16 protein-coding genes are annotated in these 18,570 nt (G+C 59.3%); 12 read left to right on the forward strand and 4 right to left on the reverse strand.

The annotated features are described in order from the left end of the window. The first annotated feature begins 312 nt into the window (after window positions 1-312). From QM647_RS09495 to QM647_RS09505, 3 genes are all read left to right on the forward strand, one after another. Window positions 313-1,083 carry a hypothetical protein gene (locus QM647_RS09495; protein ID WP_414995272.1) on the forward strand — a complete coding sequence of 257 codons (771 nt, stop codon included), beginning with the start codon at window positions 313-315 and terminating at the stop codon, window positions 1,081-1,083. A gap of 3 nt (window positions 1,084-1,086) precedes the next feature. After that, the gene (locus tag QM647_RS09500) at window positions 1,087-2,220 is read left to right on the forward strand and encodes a PepSY domain-containing protein (RefSeq protein ID WP_414995273.1); all 1,134 of its coding nucleotides are present in this window, start codon (window positions 1,087-1,089) and stop codon (window positions 2,218-2,220) included. 256 nt (window positions 2,221-2,476) lie between these two features. Beyond that, window positions 2,477-4,828, forward strand: a complete 2,352-nt coding sequence (locus tag QM647_RS09505) for a TonB-dependent receptor (protein ID WP_414995274.1) — start codon at window positions 2,477-2,479, stop codon at window positions 4,826-4,828. A gap of 85 nt (window positions 4,829-4,913) precedes the next feature. Here QM647_RS09505 and QM647_RS09510 read toward each other — a convergent pair whose 3' ends face one another. After that, a complete protein-coding gene (locus QM647_RS09510) occupies window positions 4,914-5,786 on the reverse strand; it encodes a LysR family transcriptional regulator (RefSeq protein WP_414995275.1) in 873 nt (290 codons plus the stop codon). A gap of 164 nt (window positions 5,787-5,950) precedes the next feature. On the opposite strand from QM647_RS09510, the gene QM647_RS09515 reads away from it, so the two are divergent. From QM647_RS09515 to QM647_RS09545, 7 genes are all read left to right on the forward strand, one after another. After that, window positions 5,951-7,192, forward strand: coding sequence for an NAD(P)/FAD-dependent oxidoreductase (locus tag QM647_RS09515; protein ID WP_414995276.1), 1,242 nt, complete (start codon window positions 5,951-5,953; stop codon window positions 7,190-7,192). 3 nt (window positions 7,193-7,195) lie between these two features. Then, entirely contained in the window at window positions 7,196-7,516 is a 321-nt protein-coding gene (locus QM647_RS09520) for a 2Fe-2S iron-sulfur cluster-binding protein (RefSeq protein ID WP_414995277.1), read from the forward strand. 262 nt (window positions 7,517-7,778) lie between these two features. Further along, complete coding sequence (locus QM647_RS09525; protein WP_414995278.1) at window positions 7,779-9,011, forward strand: PepSY-associated TM helix domain-containing protein; 1,233 nt, start codon at window positions 7,779-7,781, stop codon at window positions 9,009-9,011. A 5-nt stretch (window positions 9,012-9,016) separates the two neighbouring features. Further along, entirely contained in the window at window positions 9,017-9,583 is a 567-nt protein-coding gene (locus QM647_RS09530; RefSeq protein ID WP_414995279.1) for a GlcG/HbpS family heme-binding protein, read from the forward strand. Between the two features lie 10 nt (window positions 9,584-9,593). Then, window positions 9,594-11,168, forward strand: coding sequence for a tannase/feruloyl esterase family alpha/beta hydrolase (locus tag QM647_RS09535; RefSeq protein WP_414995280.1), 1,575 nt, complete (start codon window positions 9,594-9,596; stop codon window positions 11,166-11,168). 18 nt (window positions 11,169-11,186) lie between these two features. Then, window positions 11,187-12,143: an SMP-30/gluconolactonase/LRE family protein gene (locus tag QM647_RS09540; RefSeq protein ID WP_414995281.1), complete on the forward strand. Its 957-nt coding sequence runs from the start codon at window positions 11,187-11,189 to the stop codon at window positions 12,141-12,143. Window positions 12,144-12,209: 66 nt separating this feature from the next. Continuing rightward, on the forward strand, window positions 12,210-13,112 hold the full coding sequence (locus tag QM647_RS09545) for a LysR family transcriptional regulator (RefSeq protein WP_414995282.1): 903 nt from the start codon (window positions 12,210-12,212) through the stop codon (window positions 13,110-13,112). Between the two features lies 1 nt (window position 13,113). Here the strand turns inward: QM647_RS09545 and QM647_RS09550 are convergent, their stop codons facing one another. The 3 genes from QM647_RS09550 to QM647_RS09560 all read right to left on the reverse strand — a co-directional run bounded on the left by QM647_RS09550 (window position 13,114) and on the right by QM647_RS09560 (window position 15,609). Next, a complete protein-coding gene (locus QM647_RS09550; protein ID WP_414995283.1) occupies window positions 13,114-14,232 on the reverse strand; it encodes an NADH:flavin oxidoreductase/NADH oxidase in 1,119 nt (372 codons plus the stop codon). A gap of 149 nt (window positions 14,233-14,381) precedes the next feature. After that, on the reverse strand, window positions 14,382-15,086 hold the full coding sequence (locus QM647_RS09555) for a type 1 glutamine amidotransferase domain-containing protein (protein ID WP_414995284.1): 705 nt from the start codon (window positions 15,084-15,086) through the stop codon (window positions 14,382-14,384). Window positions 15,087-15,096: 10 nt separating this feature from the next. After that, a complete protein-coding gene (locus tag QM647_RS09560) occupies window positions 15,097-15,609 on the reverse strand; it encodes an SRPBCC domain-containing protein (RefSeq protein ID WP_414995285.1) in 513 nt (170 codons plus the stop codon). Window positions 15,610-15,965: 356 nt separating this feature from the next. On the opposite strand from QM647_RS09560, the gene QM647_RS09565 reads away from it, so the two are divergent. Further along, window positions 15,966-17,111 (forward strand): MFS transporter, encoded by a 1,146-nt coding sequence (locus QM647_RS09565; protein ID WP_414995286.1) that lies wholly within the window; start codon window positions 15,966-15,968, stop codon window positions 17,109-17,111. Between the two features lie 15 nt (window positions 17,112-17,126). Further along, window positions 17,127-18,569 carry an aldehyde dehydrogenase family protein gene (locus QM647_RS09570; RefSeq protein ID WP_414995287.1) on the forward strand — a complete coding sequence of 481 codons (1,443 nt, stop codon included), beginning with the start codon at window positions 17,127-17,129 and terminating at the stop codon, window positions 18,567-18,569. The last annotated feature ends 1 nt before the right edge of the window (window position 18,570 follow it).

Here is an 18,570-nt window from a genome sequence, read left to right on the forward strand (position 1 = left end):
GCGAAAGGCGAACCGAACCGGGCGATTTATTTGTGCCGGAATTGTAGATCGCCGAGCGGCAAGGTGAGGGAAATTGGTATTGTGTTTCGGCCGATTGAAAATGTGCGGGTTCAGCCATAAGGGCATGTTATGCTGGCTATAAAAAAATCTAATTTTAATCGCAATTACAGATACTTATAAACAAGAAGCTATATCGGCGCGGCGAAAATTGATAGGCCCACGGCCACAACTCAGGCCTACATCATGAGAACACGTTCGGCCTGCCGGACGGTTTTATAAGAATTATGCCGCCACGCGGCCGGAGGAATATTAATGCGTAATGGCCTTGCCCCGTTTTCCATGCTGGTTGCGCTGGGTGCGCTAACGGTTTCCCTGCCGGCCGCCGCGCAGGACTACAAGTCCGACAACAGCGACATCGCGCCACTGGTGCACTTCGAAGCCGTCAATCCGAACGAGCCAGCTGGCGACCGGCTGGGTGCGGCGCGGCACTTGGCCGCAGCGATTGTGAAGTCCGACAATGCCTCGCCGAAAATGATCACCGATGTCGGTTCCTTCACTGGCGAATTTCTTGAAGCGTTCATGCAGGAATTCCCCGAAGCCAAGGGACAATGGACTGAGCCGGTCGCGACCAATGAGGGCAATGCTCACAAGCGTTTTGCCCGCTTCGGTGACCGCGTCAGTTATGTCATCGGCTGTGCGGCGCGCGATATCAGCCAGGGCTGTGTACCCGCAGGCACCGACGTGCTGCTGACCTCCTGGTTGTCAATTCACCAGGACCGACCGGGCATCGCCAAGTTCTACAAAGAAGCCGCGGACCTGTTGCCGTCAGGCGGGTGGGTCGTCAATCTCGACCATGTCGGCAATACCGGTAACGCCTGGGAAACCCGCCTGAAGACGGCGCGCGCTGAGATGGTCGGGGAAGGTTTGGCGGCCACGACGGAAGGCCCGCCGGTCCACCATGCCGACTGGACCGTACCGACACTCGATGAGCATTTGGCCGACTTGAAAGCCGCGGGTTTCGATGATGTCCAGGTGGTGTGGCGGCGCCTCGATACGGTGCTGATCATGGCGCGCAAGCATTAGGCCATGAAGGGACTTCACCGTCTGCTCGGCATTGTGGCGGCGCTGGTGCTGCTTTATCTGGGCGCGACCGGTTCGCTGATCCAGATGCTCGATCTGCGCGCCATGCTTGGCCACGCGCCTGAGGACGATCCGACTCTGCTGTCGCTTAATGGTGGTCGGTACGGTGGTCCCGATTACCAGGTGCTGGCAGCGGTGGATTTCAAAGCGCAGGCCTTGCCGGACGGACTGGATGTGGACCAGGCTCTGGCCACGGTCATGCAGGCATTTGGCAAGTCTGAATCGCGCTTTGTCGAATTGCGCATGTCCGGCAATAGGCCGGTCGGTCAGATAGGCATCGGAGAAAAAGTTCTGGCGTTTGACGCCGTTACTGGCGCGCCTGTGGCGGAGGTCGATATTGACCCGCCGGCGGATGTGTCGTCGCTGCGCGAAAGCACCAAGCAATGGCATCGCTTCTGGAGTCGCCCTAACGCATGGGGTGTCTGGCTGGAACTGGCGTGCGGACTTATTCTGTGGGCGATGATCATTTCAGGCCTCGCGATCTATTTCAGACTGCTGAAAACCCGCACAGCGCAAGGAACGCGGCACGGGTTCTGGAGAACTGACGGCACCTTGCATGCCCTCCATCGCAGCGTCGCTACCGTAGCTGCGATCTTTCTCGTGTTCCAGGCAGCCAGCGGTACATGGCTGGCGTTTGAAAGCGTCTGGCACAATTTCAGTAATTTCCGTCATGGCGATGTCGCGAGCCCCGTCAATCTGCTGGATGCGCCGCACTTGGCGGAGGTCACGCTGAAGGCCTTCCGCGAGGCTGAGCCGCAGACACCGATCAAGGTTATTCGTCTGCGTACCTATGCCGGCATGAAACAAGGTGTCGTTATTGCCGGTCGTCTGCCGACAAGGCAGTTCGTCTATAACGCCGAGACTGGCCAACCGGCTGGGCTGAGCGAGCCAGGCTATCCCAGCAGCGGCTTTCCGTTCGGCACAGCTGTGCACGAGGCAGTCAAGCATTTCCATTCCGGCCATATGTTCGGCCTGCCGACCAGCCTGATGAACCTGTTCGCCGGCCTGTCCCTGATCTTCCTGTCGATCTCGGGCGGCTTTCTCTATTTGCACCGTGAAGAGAACGGTGCGATGCAATAAATTTGCATCTATTTGAGTATTTAAATTTAACTAAGTGCATAATAATTGCTTATAGTTGGCATAAGAAATAGTTGTTGTATGTTTAATATCTCAACTAATTTATGTATTGGATAGTCATCTATTAACAAGAATCTATATGTCGTTGTCATAAACCAATCTGTTTGCGACTCTCGCGGCGCGTTACAAGATTAGTGCATAATAAAGATGCAGCCGAAAAAATTATAAACGGCTTACGTAACAGGAAAAGGAAGATCAGATGGCGATGTCAAAGCGCTTGATGTATGCCGGCAGTCTGCTGGTTTTGTCGACTGTATTCGCGGGTCAGGTATGCGCGGAAGAAGCGGCCAAGGCTCCCGAAAGCGGACCTCAGGAAATCATTATCACGGCCCAAAAGACTCGGACCGTCGCTTCCAAGACGCCAATCGCGCTCAGCGTCTTTTCGGGTGACACCCTGAAAGAGCAGGGCGTGGTCAATGTCACTAACCTGCAGAATATCGCGCCTTCGCTGAGCGTCGGTAGCGCCTCGCACGGTGTTAACATTGCCATTCGCGGCGTCGCCACTACGGACGTGACCTCCAAGGGCGACCAAGGCATCGTATTCAGCCTCGACGGCGCGCCCGTTGGACGCCCGCAGGAAATGGGCCTGTCCTTCTTCGATATCGAACGCGTGGAAGTCCTGCGTGGGCCGCAAGGGACGCTCTACGGTAAGAGTTCGACCGGTGGCGCCATTAACGTCATCACGAACAAGCCTAAGAACGTGTTCGATGCATCCGCCAGCTTTGAGGTCGGCAATTTCAATACCCGTCGTGGCGAGGCGATGATCAATCTGCCGATCACAGATAATTTCGCCATTCGCGCCGCCGGCGCTTTTAATAAGCGCGATGGCTACCTGGAAGAAACGCTGGGTAACACGCAAACCTTAGGTAAGCCGATCTCGCTGGACGATGAAGACAACGCGACCGGCCGCATTTCCGCGTTGTGGAAATATTCCGACAATGGCAGCTTGCTGGTCACCGGCACCTTCGGTCATGTGGGTGGTACCGGCCTTGGCGCCGCGCTCTATGATTCGGTCCTCAACAAATCCGGCAAGGATGCCCGCCAAGTCTACTATAATCCGTATGGCGCCAGCATGGATGACGATTTCCAGAACCTGACCGCCGAATTGAATCAAGATTTCGGCGCTGTGCATTTGACCTATATCGGGGCGCATTTGAAATTCAGCGCTCATGACACCTATGCGCCCTCGACCAATAATCCGGACGGCAATGGCGGATACTACAACTGGACAAACTATCTCAGCGACGTGACGACGGACTCGCATGAGTTACGCCTGCAAAACGCGCAACCGCAGCGTCTGGAATGGGTGATCGGCGCGAACTATTATAAAGAATATAACATGGAGCATGACCAAAACTGGTCGTCGGCCGTGTCGTGTTCGCCAAGTCTCGATGCCAGTTGCAACACGCCAAATCCGGGTATCCTGGGGCCGACGACCCACAAGGGCACCGGCATCTTCGGTCAGATCAACTATCACGCCACGGATAAACTCAAGCTGACCCTGGGCTTGCGCGAGTCTTCCGACAGCCTGACCCGCGTGGCCACCATCGCCGCCGGTCCAGGCCCCTTCTATGATGCTTCCGGTAATTTGTGCGCCCCGCCGAATGATTGCGTGGCTTCGGCTAATAATAACGCCTTCATCGCCAACGATAACGGCTCGCAGTCCGCCTCGAAAATGACCTGGCGGGTCGGTGCTGACTATCAAATGACTCCAAGCCAGATGATCTATGCCTCGGTGGCAACAGGGTACAAGGCCGGCGGTTTCAACGACTATGATCCGGCGACCCAGTCGACGGCGCCCTACGACCCGGAAGAGCTGACGGCATATGAAGTCGGCTACAAGGGCCGGCCGACCTCCAATCTCCAGTTCAACTCGTCGCTCTATTATTATGACTATGCCAAGTACGGCGTTACGGCGGCGACCTCATTTGGTGTCGGGCCAACGGGGCCGATCGTCTTTATCTATACCAAGTCGGCGCCTTTGACCCTCTACGGCTGGGAAAACGAAGCGACCTGGCGCGTAACGCCTAACGACACCATTGGTGGCTCACTGGCATTTGAACACGGCAAGTTTGGGGATCTGAGTGTCGGCTTCGTCAAGGATGTGCCGATCGACTGGACGGGCAAGACGCCCGACAACACACCGGAAGTTTCGGGTACGGCCTATTACGAGCACAAATGGACCATGGGTGACGGTGCCATTTACAACTTCCGCATAGGCACCAAATATTCCAGCAGCTATTTTGTAAGCGACCTGGGCGGTCAGGGTAATCCTTTCTGTATTTTCATCCCCAACTATACAGTTTCAGACTGCTATAGCGTCCTGCCGCAACAATATGAGCAGAAGGCCTATACCCGCACAGATCTGAATCTGAGCTATACCTCACCGAATGGCAAATATGTGATCAGCGCGTATGTCCGTAACCTGGAAGACAAGCTCCAGTTTGCCAGTGCGCCGCAGACGGTCAGCAACAATACCGCGTCGGGCGCCGTCAGTGTTCGTGTCAGCGCGCCGCGGACCTTCGGTCTGCGTGTCGGCATGAACTACTAGGATAAGGCATCGAAAGACGCGACTTATGCAAAGAAAAGCCCGCCGTTTTCGGCGGGCTTTTCTGATTTAAAAACTGAAACAGCAATTAGCTGGAAATGCGCGCTTTGAGATAGTCCACGACATGTTGTGCGCGGGCGGAAAGTGGCCATTCCGAACGATGAATCAACCACAATGTATCCACTACAGGGTTCTCAAATTCGATCACCCGGATCGCTTCGGAGCGTACAAAAGCCTGACGGGCGTACTGCGGGATGATCGTGAAGCCCAATCCCCTGGCCACAGGTTCGAGGATCAGGCCTATCTGATTGCTGAACCCCTTGCAGGGCAGGCTACGGATACCCGGATTTCGCGGAAAATTCTTTCCCAGTAGTCGTCCAGCCATGGCCTGACCATCCGGGTGATCGATAAAGCCCAGACGCTCCAGATCACTCCAGTCCTGAACGTTTTCATTCGCCGGTACCACCAGTTCGAGCGGTTCCTCGGAAAAAGGCGTGGCCGTCAGGCGCGGATCATCCGGCTTGAAGCTGGCCAACCCCAGTTCGTAGAGGTTCTGGAGAACGGCATCGAGCACTTCGCGATCCGGCGCGAAGCGGTGACGTACGGCAAAACCGGGGTTGGCTTCCTGCAATTCCAGCAGCAATGGATAGAGCGACAGGCCGACACTGCCGGGGCTGATCAGGCTGATCTCACCGTTTTCGGCTTCATTGTCGGCCAGACGTACCTTCAGCCGTTGGTCGGCCTGCTCGACCTCCTTGCCATATTGCAGAAGCGCAATGCCGGCTGGCGTCAGTTCGAGATTTCTCGGCCGCCGTAGCAGCAACGGCCCCAACTGGTCTTCCAGATGGCCAATATGCTGGCTGACTGCCGCCTGTGTCAGGCCCAGCCGTTCGGCGGCCCGTGTAAAGCTTCCCAATTCCGCCAATACTGTAAAGGTACGCAACCACTGAAAGTTCATCATAATGACTTCTTATGCTTGTTATAAGTATTAATTATCGGCCTGTTCGGCAATTAAGTTTGCACGTTATTCTTTTCCAGGTCACGCGGGTCACAACAAAAAATAATATTCATAAGGGGAATACTAATCACAAGTCGTAGCATCGTCACGTCTAATGTGAAGGTGTTATGCAAGAGTCAAAACCACACGTCGTCATCATTGGAGCAGGGCATGCCGGCGGCACGGTCGCAGCCCTGCTGCGTCAATATGAATTTACCGGCCCGATCACCCTGATCGGCGAGGAGCCGATACCGCCCTACCATCGGCCACCGTTGTCCAAGGCCTGGCTGAAAGGCGAGGCGAATGCTGAAAGTCTGGCGCTGAAGCCGCTGGAGTTTTACGCCGAGAACAATATTGACCTGTGGCTGAATGCGCGAGTCGCCCGCGTCGACAGGGTCGGCAAGAAGGTCGCTTTCCTGAATGGCAATATCCTCGCCTATGATATCCTGATCATCGCCACGGGTTCGCGCGCCATCTATCCGCCGATCCCGCGCGCCGATAGCGGCGGCATCATGCTCCTGCGTACGGCCGCCGATGCCGAGCAGCTTAAGGCGACTATCGGGCCCGGCAAGCGGCTGGCGATCGTCGGTGGTGGCTATATCGGTCTCGAGGTCGCGGCTTCGGTGCGCGGCATGGGCGCCGAGGTGGTGATCCTGGAGCGCGAGGAGCGCATTCTCAAGCGCGTCGCCAACCCGATCCTGGCGAAGTTTTTCCAATCCTATCATGAGGCGCGCGGCGTCACCTTCGAGTTGGGTTGCCACGTCGCCAGCTTCGGCTCGGAAAACGGCCAGGTCACCGGCGTCTGGCTGGGCGACGGTCGCGGTCTGTTATGCGATGCCGTGGTGATCGGCGCGGGTGTCCATCCCAACGAGGATATCGCCAAGGAGGCGGGGCTGGAATGCGACCACGGTATCCTGGTCGATCTGGAGGCCCGCACCTCCGATCCATATATCTTTGCCATCGGTGACGTCACGCGCCGGCCCATGCCAATCTATGACTGCCTGTTTCGCATGGAAAGCGTGCCCAACGCGCTGGAGCAGGCTAAGCAGGCCGCCGCCGCCATTACTGGCCGTCCGGCGCCTGCGGTAGAAGTGCCCTGGCAATGGTCGGATCAGTATGATCTGAAGATGCAGATCGCCGGCTATCCATTCGAGGCTGATACGGTGCTGGTGCGCGGTGAGCCGACCTCGGCGAAGTTCGCCCTGTTCCATCTGAAGGGCGATCAAGTCCAGGCGGTCGAAGCGATCAATTCGCCGCCGGAATTCATGATGGGCCGGCAGTTAATCGGCAGTCGCAAAGCCGTCGATCGCGTAAAGCTCGCCGATCCCACGATTTCAATGAAGGAGGTCGTCGCCGAGCGCGACGCGTAAAGAATGGCACAGATTACCTATATCGAGTTCAACGACAAGGCGCATACGGTTGAGGTCAAAAACGGCATGTCGGTGATGGAGGGCGCGGTGCGCAACAATATCCCCGGCATCGACGCTGAATGCGGTGGCGAATGCAGCTGCGGCACCTGCCAGGTGTTTGTCGATGCTGCATGGTTTGAAAAGACCGGCGTGCGCAACGACACCGAGGCCTCTATCCTCGAATTCACTGACGCTTTCCAGCCGAACAGCCGCCTGTCCTGCCAGATCAAGGTGACGGACGCGCTGAATGGCCTAGTGGTGCGTATGCCGAAGCGTCAGGGATAGGCATTAGAAGCGCTTATTAAGATCATTAGGTCGTCTTATAAAAACGCTTAATAAACAAAAGCCTATACGCCTTTACAGCAAACTTATGCTCTGTATTGTGGCGCGGCAGACTACAACAGTCATGCGATAAAAAACGATTGGTCGTTTGCAGGCCGGGCAGAAGGAAACCGAAGGAAGACGCCGAATATCGGACTGTCTGATTCTGCGTCCGGAAGTTCCGCCAGCGAGGACCGGATCATCCAGGTCAGAGGTTTGCCGCCCGATGCGTACAGTTCACCGAATTCTCTCCGTCTTCGCCATTCTCTTCATGCTCTATCTGGGCCTGACCGGCACCCTGATGCAGATGATGGACCTGAAGGCGCTGTTCTCGAAGGCGCCGGATAACGACATCACCCTGCAATCGATGAACGAAGGCCGCTGGGGCAATGGCGAGATAGCGGTCATCAACAAGAGCGACCTGACGGGCACAGCCCTACCGAAGGATACGGATTACCGGCAAGCTTTCACGACGGTGCTTGCCGGCCTGCATCGCGACATGCCGGGGCTGGAGCCACGGTTCGTCGAGCTGCGCGTCGCCAATGGCGTGACGATCGGGCAGGTGCGGGTGAAGATGCCGAATGCGCCACCGCCTGCCTCGCCATGGGGGGGCGACCCCAGCCAGAAGATCCTGGCCTTTGACGCAAAAACCGGTGCCGCGGTGACGGCGACCGACATTTCCAATATCCAGCCGCCGCAAGGCGTGCGGCAGGTTTCCAAGCAACTGCATCGCTTCTGGGGCGGTTTCCTGGGCGGTGACAAGCCTGGCGTCTATATCGAACTGGCCTGCGGCCTGGCCATGTGTACCCTGATTATCACCGGTCTGTGGATGTACTACAAGCTGCTGGCCGGCCGCATGAAGACTGGCCGCAAGCAGGTCTTCTGGATGGCGGGCGGCACGTGGAAAAGCCTGCACCGAATCTTTTCAGTTGCCGCGTCAGTCTTCCTGATCGCCGTAGCCGCCAGCGGCACCTGGTTGGGTTTTGAAAGCTCGTGGCATACCTTTACCCACAGCGACCCGCACTTCGATGCTTCGCAGCCGCTGAGTGATGCAAAGGTCATGGCCATGCTGGACCAGACCCAGGCCATTGTCGCACGCAACAAGCCGAATGTGCCCCTGAAGGTTCTGCGTGTCCGCGTCTATGGCGGCATGAACCAGGGCGTCATCGTGACCGGCAGCGCGCCGATCGACCAGATCATGTACAATCTCGATAATGGCCGCGTCGCTACCCTCAAGGAGCCAGGCTATCCGAAGAGCCAGTTCCCGCTCGGCACCCAGGTGCACGAGGACGTCAAGCACTTCCATTCCGGCGACATGTTCGGCCTGCCGTCTCGCTTCATGAACCTGTTGGCTGGCTTGGCCCTGATCTATCTCTCGGTGTCGGGTGTCGTCATGTATGTCGAGATGTGGCGCAAGCGCGCCAAGGCCGGCCGTAACGCCCTGATCTGGACGAAGTAGACGCCATGAAAACTGCCATCTGCCTTTTTGCTTTGGTTCTGGCGGGCGCAGCCAATGCCCAGGCCACGTCCGATCCGACGCGTCTGCCGGGCGACAGCCCGCCACCGGCGCTGGCCACCATGCTGCGTCCGCCCAGTGGCCGGCCCTTGCCGCCGCCGGATATGACGCCGGGTGTGCCGGCAGCTCTGGCGCTCGAAGCCGTGCAAACGGCTATCGATACCTGTTCGGCTGAGGGCCTGCGCGTCGGTGTCGCCCTGACCAATTCCGCCGGTTACCTGCGCGCCGCCCTGACCACGGATGGCGCCAGGCCGGGCGTGATCTATGGCGCGGTGCAGAAGGACCTGGCCGCCATGGCCTTCAAGGCGCCGACCTCCGAGGTGCAGACGAAGCTGCGCGCCGATCCGGCACTGGCCTCGCAGGTTCTGCCCAATATGGAGGTGCGCCCAGGCGCCGTGCCGATCATCATCAATGGCCAGGTTCTGGGGGCCATCGCCGTGGATGGCGCCACCGCTCAGCAGGACGAGGTCTGCGCACAGGCGGGCGTAGCGAAGATTCAAGACAGACTGAAATAGGAAAGCGCAGATGCTGGATATCAGGAAATACAGCCGCATTCTGATAAGCGCCGGTATCGGCGCGGCCGCGCTGATGGCGCTGGTTATGCCCTTTGCGGCCGAGGCCGCGGCACCGGCCGTATCCTGCGAAAGCCTGGCGCAGGTGGCCCTGCCCAATGCTACCATTACGATGGCGCAGTCGGTTGGTCCGGATGGTTATCATCTGCCGATGCGTCCGGAACCGCCGGGTCTTAGCCTGATTGGCCGGTTCCAGCATCGCCTCAATCCGGCCTTCTGTCGGGTCGCGGCCACGCTCAGGCCCAGCAGCGATTCCGAAATCAAAATGGAGATATGGCTGCCGGTTGAGTGGAACGGCAAATTCCTCGGCGCGGCCAGTTTCGGCTGGGGCGGCGATGTCAAATATGACAGCCTGTTCAACGGCGTGCTCGAAGGCTACGCCGTCGCCAATAATGACACCGGCCATGACAGTTCCGGCCCGGATGGGGAGGGGGGCAAATTTCTGCTCGGCCACCCCGAAAAGATGACCGACTATTCGTATCGCGCCAACCACGAGATGACCGTAGCGTCAAAAGCTCTCATCCAGGCCTTTTATGGTACGGCGCCGGCGCACGCCTATTTCATCGGCTGCTCGCTGGGAGGCTTGCAGGGCCTGATCGAGGCCAAGCGTTACCCGACCGATTATGATGGCATTGTCGTCGGTGCGCCGCCCAATCCGCTGGCCAATTTCAATGCCGCCCAGCTTTGGCCGGGTTATCTGGTCAACCAGGACCCGAACCGGATGATTCCGGAAAGCAAGTACGCCATGATCCATGCGGCGGTACTGAAGGCCTGCGCCTCGCCGCTGGGGCAGGCACAGGGCTTTGTCGATCAGCCGGACCGCTGCCGCTTCGATCCGAAAAAGCTCCAGTGCAAGGGCGCCGATGCGCCGGAGTGCCTGACGAAGCCCCAGGTCTATCTGATGCGCCAGTTCTACAAGGGACCGGTAAATCCGAAGACCGGCAAGTCGATCTTCCCAGGACCGGCGCGCGGGTCTGAACTGGAACTCTACACCTTCGCCAATGGCAAGCCATTCCACAATGCGATCGATCTTTATCTCTATGCGGTCTTCCAGGACCCGAACTGGGACTGGACGAAGATGGATTGGGACAAGGATGTCTCGGCCGCGATTGCCGCCGTAGGCCCGCAGATGCATGTCGATACCGATCTCAAGCCCTTCTTCGATAATGGTGGCAAGCTGCTGCTCTATGTCGGCTGGAATGATTACCACAATCCGGAGGAGCTGATCGATTATTACAAGGCGCTGGTCAAAACAGCCGGGCCCGAGTCGCTGAAATCGCTGCGTCTGTTCACCATTCCCGGCATGAACCACTGCGCCGGCGGGGCGGGCTGCGACACCTTTAACAAGCTCGGCGTCATCGATGCCTGGGTGGACAAGGGCGAAGCGCCGGACCGGATCGTCGCCCAGAAGATCGAGAACTATAAATCCATCCGCACCCGCCCGCTATGCGCGTATCCGCAAGTCACGAGATATAAAGGCACGGGTGACACTAATGACGCCGCCAGTTTCGATTGCGTAGCGGCCTGAAACATCCGGAGAACATCCATGTTGCGTCGGTCTCTTATCCTGAGTGTGGCCCTGACGGGCTTGCCCCTGGTCGCTATGGCGCAGGCGCCCCTGCAAAAGTTGGAACTGCCGCCCGTCGTGTCCTTTCCCGAGGGCACGACCTATGATCCGGCCAGCAACAGCCTCTATGCCGGCAATGCCGAAAATGGCGCGCTTGTGCGGGTCGATGCCACAACAGGCGTATCAAAGCTGGTGACGCCGGCCGGGCAGATTGTTCCCGCAGGCGGCGTCTTCCCCGCCATGCTCGGCATGAAACTGGATGCCAAGGGCCGCCTCTGGATCGCCGGTGGCAATACCGGTCTGCAAACCGTGGTCGATCCGGCCGATGGCAAGATCATCAAACAGGTGAAGGTGCCGACCGCGCCGAAAAGTCTGCTCAATGATCTGGTGATCGTCGGCAATGCGGCCTATACCACCGATACCTTCGTGCCGATCCTGTGGCGCCAGACCATGGATAGCGACACAATCAGCGAGATCGAGCCGTGGCTGGACCTGAAAAACACGCCGATTGCCTTTGCCGATGGCCCGAATCTCAACGGCATTGCCGCCACGCCGAATGGCAAGGCAATCATCGTCATCCAGATGAACAAAGGGCTGCTGTTCAAGATCGATATTGCCAGCAAGCAGGTAACGCCGATCGATGTCGGCGGCGCGGACCTGACAGGTTCGGACGGTCTCGTGCTGGATGGCCAGACGCTTTATGTTGTCCGCCAATGGTCCGACGAGATCGCCACCGTCTCCCTTGACGCTACTCTGACCCACGGCATCGCGATTTCGCGTTTCAAGGATGCGGGCCTGGCCTATCCGGCGACAGCGGCCATTGTTGGCAGCGACCTGGTGCTGGTCAACACGCAGTTCAATACGCGCGACGACCACAGTGCAGTGCGGCCTTTTACGCTCGTCAAGGTGCCATTGGCGCGGCTGCAAGGCGAATAACCGGCCTTGATGGCGCTTCGGCGCAGTTATATAAGCCTGCGCTGGCTTATGGCACGAGGCATAAATATGCGTGATATTAGAACGGTTGATCTGAACCTGTTGAAAGCGCTCGATGCCCTGCTGGATGAACGCAATGTCACGCGGGCGGCGGCGCGGCTGGCCCTGACCCAACCGGCAATGAGCGGCATGCTGACCCGCCTGCGCGAATCGTTCGATGATCCCCTGTTTGTCCGCACCCAGCGCGGCATCCTGCCAACCCAGCGCGCCCTGGAACTGGCTGTACCCGTCAAGCAGGTGCTGAGCGACATCGATGCGTTGTTGCAGCCGCCGACCTTCGATCCAGCCACGGCCAGTCTGACTCTGAGCATCGCCGCCACGGACTATGCCTTGCATGCCATTGCGGTGCCGTTCCTGGCGGCCCTGCGGCAGCGCGCGCCGAATGTCCGGGTCGCCCTCATGCCGGTGGAAAGCACGCAAGTGCAGACGGAACTGGAGCGCGGGCGTCTCGACCTGGCCCTGATCACGCCGGAAAGCACACCGCAGGATCTGCGCGCCCGACGTCTGTTCGATGAGCGTTATGTCTGCGTCCTGCGAAGAGATCATCCGATGGCGACCGGCCACGAACTGACCCTGGATCAATTCTGCGCGCTGGATCACGCTCTGGTGTCCTATACCGGTGGCGACTTCAGCGGGGTAAGCGACGAAGCGCTGGCGAAGCTGGGGCGTACCCGTCGTGTTACCCTGTCGGTCAAGTCCTTCCTGATCGTGCCGGAAATCCTGCGCGCCAGTGATCTGGTGGCGGTCGTGCCGAGCCGGTTGGTGGCGGATCTGGAAGGGCTGGCCATTTTCGATCCGCCGATTGAGATTCCGGGCTTTACCAAGATCGTCGCCTGGCACGAACGCACGCACCGTGATCCCGGCCATCGCTGGCTGCGCGATCTGCTGTTCGAGGTGTGCGGCGAGACGTGACCTATTGTGCCGCGCCCTTGCCGGGGCCGCGATAGCGTGACAGCCAGTGCGCATATGGCGCGGGCAGGGTAGCCCATTCAGGGCTTTCCACGCCCAGCGTCTTGGCCAGGGCATAGGTATAGTGCGGATCGGCGAGGTGGGCGCGCGCGATCATGACCAGGTCCATCTGGCCCTCGGCCACGGCGCGTTCGGCATCCTGCGGGCCGTCCATGCACCACGAAGACGCCACCGGCATTTTGGTTTCACGACGGACGCGCTCGACGGTCGGCGCCAGAAAGGCCGGGGCCCAGGGTGTCTTGCCGGTGATCGTCGAAAAGCCGATGCTGGCATTGAGCAGATCAAGCCCGCCGTCGCGCATCTGGCGCGTCAGTTCGATCGATTCCTGCAGGTTTTCCTCGTCGCGGCCATCGAACTCGATAACACCGAAACGCGCGGTCAGGGGCAGGTTTTCCGGCCATACCTCGCGCACGGCGGCCAGGGTTTCAAGCAGAAAGCGGCTGCGGCCGGCGAAATCGCCACCATATTGATCGGAGCGCTGATTGGCATGGACCGAGAAGAAGCTCTGGCCGAGATAGCCGTGGGCAAAGTGCAGTTCCAGCCACTTGAAACCGGCATCACGTGCGCGGCGGGCGGCGGCAACGAAATCGGCCCTTACGCGGGCGATATCGTCCAGTGTCATCTCGCGCGGCACACGCGACAGGCCGCCGCCGAAAGCAATGGCGGAAGGCGAGATGGTTTCCCAGCCGCGCGGATCGCCTTCCGGGATATGGTCGTCACCTTCCCAAGGCAGGTTGGCGCTGGCCTTGCGACCGGCATGGCCGATCTGGATGCCGGGCACGGCGCCCGCGGCCTTGATCAGGCTGGCGACCTTGGCCATGCCGTCGATATGGTCGTCGCTCCACAGACCGGTGCAGCCCGGCGTGATCCGGCCATCCGGCGAGACGCCTGTGGCTTCCACGATCACCAGCCCCGCCCCGCCGCGCGCCATGCCGGCATAGTGGGCCAGGTGCCAGTCATTGATGAACCCGTCGGTAGCGCTGTACTGGCACATGGGCGGAATGGCCACGCGATTGCGCAGGGTGATATCCTTGAGATGGAGGGGGGTAAACAGGGAGGACATGTTACGCTTCTCAATTATTTTAAAAGACAGGGGAATAACGGCCAGGCAGCGAAATACCGTTGCGGGTCGCGAGGATAAATTTCACGAATGAAACGACCTTACGCGCCCGCAGGAAACGGACGCGCAAGGCCTGCAAAGCGGCTGAAAGCCTATTGGGTGGGGGATTTGACCGCTTCGAGCGTTAGCTCAGCGACCTTCTCAGATGAGGCGGGGTTCTGGCCAGTGACGAGATTGCCGTCACGGACAGCGAAGGGCTGGAAGTTCGGACCGCTTTCATACTTCGCGCCCAGTTCGCGGATACGGGTTTCGAGCAGGAAGGGGACCTGCTCCGACTTGCCGGCGGACTCTTCCTCGGCATTGGTGAAGGCGCTGACGCGCTTGCCGGCCACCAGCGGCTGGCCGTTCGCATCCTGGACGCTGACCAGTCCGGCCAGGCCGTGGCAGACTGCGGCGACCACCTTGCCATGCGTCCAGGCAGTGGACAGTAGGGTAGCCAGCGCGGTGCTATTGGGCAGGTCCCACATGGTGCCGTGGCCGCCGGGCAGGAAGATGGCGGCGTAATCAGTGTCCGCGACCTTGTCGACGGAGACGGAGGCCTGAAGCTTGGCCATGGCGGTCTTGTCCTTCAGGAAGCGCTCGACACTGGCTGGATTTTGGCCTTCGGGCGCCTGCGAGCCGGGATCGATCGGGATGGGGCCGCCATCGATCGAAGCCAGATCGACCTCCACGCCGGCATCGATGAAGGCATAATAGGGCGTGGTCAGTTCCTCGAACCAGACGCCCGTGGCGTGGCCGGTATCGCCGAGTGTGGCGTGCGAGGTCAGGACCATCAGAATTTTCAGGGTTTTCAACATGGCTACCTCCTTAGGCTTTAGCATGTTTGGCTGTGGCGGCGAGGCCATCGATCCAGTCCTGATGGGCATTCAGCATCGGATTCGGGCGGGTGGCTGCCAGATCACGGGCCGGTTTACCGTTCTGGGTTTCCTGGGTGAGGATGCGCACCCGGCCACCGGGCAGGTCCTCGAATAGCCAGGCATGATGTACATCGAGCCGGCCATCTGCATCGCCTTCCACCCAGCCGTGCCAGGCGACACGCGCCGGTTTTCCGGCCACGGGCGGTTCATGTTCGGTCACCTCGGCTTCAACCGGGAAGCCGAAGGTGGTGAAACGGAAGCGGGCGCCCTTGCTGAGTTCCGGGCCGGAGCCGTCATGGAAGCGTATCTCCGAGGCATTGGCGTAATAGGTTGGCCAGGCCGAGGTATTGTTGAGGTGCGGCCAGACCTCGGCGGCACTCAGGTTGGCCACGGTGATTTCATTGGACACGTAGTTGTCGGTCGTGCCGGCCAGGTAGCCTTCCGGCCAGAAAATTTCGCTCATCTTGCAACTCGTATTTAAAGGAATGGATGCGATGCCGTATGGTCAAGCGCGGCATCGTTTCAGTCGGCAAAATGGGGAGTACTAACCAATAAATCCAATTTGAATTTCTTATAGTCGTAATAATGAAACAATATATCTGACTGATGATGCGCCAAATCTTATGATAAGGTGACGGAATTTAGCTATATAAAACTCTCTAATGGATGCGATAAATTGTCGTAATAAATAATATCACTATTATTATAGCTTCTGACTGAAAACTGTCTTCCCGTCCTTTGTCAAACGTCGAATGCTTTGCTCAAGAAAAGGACCGGCCTTCAAGCGCCTGGTCTCGCAAGGACGCAGGGAAGCGCATCATGTCAATGCTGGTTATCATAGCCGCTATCGTCATCTTTATATACGGCATGCTGGCCTCGATGCTGGGCACGATTGTGCCAGGCCTTGGGGAAAGCCTCGGCCTGACCACGCTGCAGCTTTCGTACCTTGCTCTGGCACAGGGGCTTGGCTTGGCGGCCACTTCGGTTTGTGCCGGCGCCCTGATGGACCGCAGCGGCAAGAAGGCCGGAATCGTGATCGGCCTTGTGGCAAGTGTCGTCGGCCTCGGCATCTTGTCTCACGCGGGAAGTCTGACTCTGGGTATTGCAGCCATGGCCCTGCTGGGTGTCGGCGGCAGCCTGGTCATCGTTGGCGCTAATGCGCTGGTCAATGATGTCAGCGACAAGAATAAGGCTTCGGCGCTCAATATCCTCAACCTATTCGTGGGTTTAGGCGGCATGGCCACGCCCTGGGTGGCCGGCAACCTGCTGCATTCCGACCCGACGAAGGTGGCCTATGCCGGCATCGGCATCGCACTACTGGCACTGGCGCTGACCTTATTCACCGCTATCCCCAAGCCGCAGCCGCTGGAAAAGGCCACCGTTGGTGGCGTCTTCGGCGTGGGCGCGCTCTATATCCTGTCGGCCGTCACCTTCCTCTATACGGCGTGTGAGTTCGCCATGTGGAACTGGCTGCCGAAATTCCTGATCGGCAATGGCATTCCCTCGGTCAGTGCGCTTAATATCCTGTCGCTGGGTTTTGCCGGTGGCATCCTCGTTGGCCGATTCATCGCCGCCAGCGTGCTGGCCAGGTTGTCGCCCTGGGTGGTGACCCTGGTCAGTGCCATCGCTATGTCGGCTATTACCTTCGCCATCCTGCACACAGCGGAAAAGACCGCGCTCTACGCCCTGGTCTTCGCCGCCGGACTGGCCATGGCGCCGGTCTTCCCGACCACCATCGCCATTGTCGGCCGTATTTTCCAGCAACACTCCGGCACGGCGATCGGCTTTGCCATCACCTGCGGTTTCAGCGGCCTGGTGGTAAGCTCACCGGTCATCGGTGTTCTGGCCGGCGATACGCCGCAAGGTATCGGCCGTGCCCTGCTGCTGATACCGGTCCTGTCGGCTGTGATCGCGCTCATCCTCATCCTTTTCCGCAAACCGCTGACCGATACGCCGTCCGCCTGATTTGGAGTTCTTTTTATGCAAATGATCATTGGCGGCCACTTCGTCGATGCCCGTTCGGGGCAGACCTTTGAAATCACCAATCCCGCCACTGGCGACCTGATCGCCAAGGTGCCGCGTGCCAATACCGATGATGTGGCACTGGCGATTCAGAGCGCCATTCGTGGCCGCGATGTCATGCGTGACCTGCCCGCCCATAAGCGCAGCGATATCCTGCGAAAGGTTGCCGATACCCTCTATACCCGCCACGAGGAACTGAGCCAGTTGCTCTGCCGCGAGAACGGCAAGACCATCCGTCAGTGCCGCGGCGAGATGACCGCGACGGCACGCCTGTTCATGGACTTCTCCGAAGAAGCCAAGCGCCTGCGCGGCCAGTCCATCCCCATGGATGCCGTGGCCGGGCTGGAGCATATGATCGCCTATACGATCCGCCAGCCGCTGGGCATCGTCACCGGCATCGTGCCGTTCAACTATCCGGCGGAGCTGTTCGCCCACAAGATTCCCGGCGCCATCGCCGCCGGTAATGCCGTCATCGTCAAACTACCCGAGCAATGCCCGCTGACCGTGCTGAAGATCGGCGAGATCATGCTGCAATCGGGCCTGCCGGGCGATGGCCTGCAAATGCTGACCGGCTTTCCCCAGGACCTGGGCGACCAGTTGATCACCCATCCGGAAGTCGCCATGATCAGCTTTACCGGCGGCGTGGTGGCAGCCAGGATCATCGCCAGGCAAGCGGCGGATCTGCTCAAGCGCACCGCCTTTGAACTGGGCGGCGTCGACGCCATGATCGTGCTCGCCGATGCCGATATCGACGCGGCCGCCACGGCCGTGGTACAGGGGCGTCTGACCAATGGCGCCGGCCAGATCTGCTGCGCGGTCAAGCAGGTGTATGTCGCCGAGCGTATCCTGCAACCGTTTCTCGACAAACTGGTGGAGAAGGTGAAGGCCATCAAGCTGGGCTCTCCCACGGGTGAGGATACGGATATCGGGCCTTTGATCAGCGAGCAGGCGGCCGAACGTGTCCACCGTGAGGTGACCCGCTCGATTGAGATGGGCGCGAAATGCCTGATCGGCGGCCAACGTATCGGCAAGCAGTTCTATGCTCCGACGGTACTGGTCGATGTCAGCGAGGACATGCCCTGTCTGCGCGATGAGGTCTTCGGGCCGGTGGCGCCGATCGTGCCGTTCCGCGATGTCCATGCCGCCATCCGGACGATCAACGCCACGCCCTATGGCCTGCAGGCCAGCGTGTTCTCGGAAAGCATCCATAATGCGCTTGGCGTGGCGCACCGGCTGGAGGTCGGTGGCGTAGTGGTCAATGGCGCCGGCGCTTTCCGGCCGGGCAATGTGCCCTTCGGTGGCGTCAACCAGAGTGGTATCGGCGTCGAAAGCATCACCGATACCGTCCGCGAAATGTCGCACGAAACCGCTATCGTCCTGAACCAGAAGGCGCTCGGCTAGA

This window comes from Asticcacaulis sp., from assembly GCF_047605585.1.
In the GTDB taxonomy this organism is placed as follows: domain Bacteria; phylum Pseudomonadota; class Alphaproteobacteria; order Caulobacterales; family Caulobacteraceae; genus Asticcacaulis.

Bases quoted from the DNA above. Each gene is read 5' to 3' on its own strand.
- QM647_RS09570 (WP_414995287.1), top strand. From the start codon at position 17,127: ATGCAAATGATCATTGGCGGCCACTTCGTCGATGCCCGTTCGGGGCAG.
- QM647_RS09530 (WP_414995279.1), top strand. From the start codon at position 9,017: ATGAAAACTGCCATCTGCCTTTTTGCTTTGGTTCTGGCGGGCGCAGCC.
- QM647_RS09560 (WP_414995285.1), bottom strand. From the start codon at position 15,609: ATGAGCGAAATTTTCTGGCCGGAAGGCTACCTGGCCGGCACGACCGAC.
- QM647_RS09550 (WP_414995283.1), bottom strand. From the start codon at position 14,232: ATGTCCTCCCTGTTTACCCCCCTCCATCTCAAGGATATCACCCTGCGC.
- QM647_RS09565 (WP_414995286.1), top strand. From the start codon at position 15,966: ATGTCAATGCTGGTTATCATAGCCGCTATCGTCATCTTTATATACGGC.
- QM647_RS09520 (WP_414995277.1), top strand. From the start codon at position 7,196: ATGGCACAGATTACCTATATCGAGTTCAACGACAAGGCGCATACGGTT.
- QM647_RS09505 (WP_414995274.1), top strand. From the start codon at position 2,477: ATGGCGATGTCAAAGCGCTTGATGTATGCCGGCAGTCTGCTGGTTTTG.
- QM647_RS09535 (WP_414995280.1), top strand. From the start codon at position 9,594: ATGCTGGATATCAGGAAATACAGCCGCATTCTGATAAGCGCCGGTATC.
- QM647_RS09500 (WP_414995273.1), top strand. From the start codon at position 1,087: ATGAAGGGACTTCACCGTCTGCTCGGCATTGTGGCGGCGCTGGTGCTG.
- QM647_RS09540 (WP_414995281.1), top strand. From the start codon at position 11,187: ATGTTGCGTCGGTCTCTTATCCTGAGTGTGGCCCTGACGGGCTTGCCC.
- QM647_RS09515 (WP_414995276.1), top strand. From the start codon at position 5,951: ATGCAAGAGTCAAAACCACACGTCGTCATCATTGGAGCAGGGCATGCC.
- QM647_RS09555 (WP_414995284.1), bottom strand. From the start codon at position 15,086: ATGTTGAAAACCCTGAAAATTCTGATGGTCCTGACCTCGCACGCCACA.
- QM647_RS09495 (WP_414995272.1), top strand. From the start codon at position 313: ATGCGTAATGGCCTTGCCCCGTTTTCCATGCTGGTTGCGCTGGGTGCG.
- QM647_RS09510 (WP_414995275.1), bottom strand. From the start codon at position 5,786: ATGATGAACTTTCAGTGGTTGCGTACCTTTACAGTATTGGCGGAATTG.
- QM647_RS09545 (WP_414995282.1), top strand. From the start codon at position 12,210: ATGCGTGATATTAGAACGGTTGATCTGAACCTGTTGAAAGCGCTCGAT.
- QM647_RS09525 (WP_414995278.1), top strand. From the start codon at position 7,779: ATGCGTACAGTTCACCGAATTCTCTCCGTCTTCGCCATTCTCTTCATG.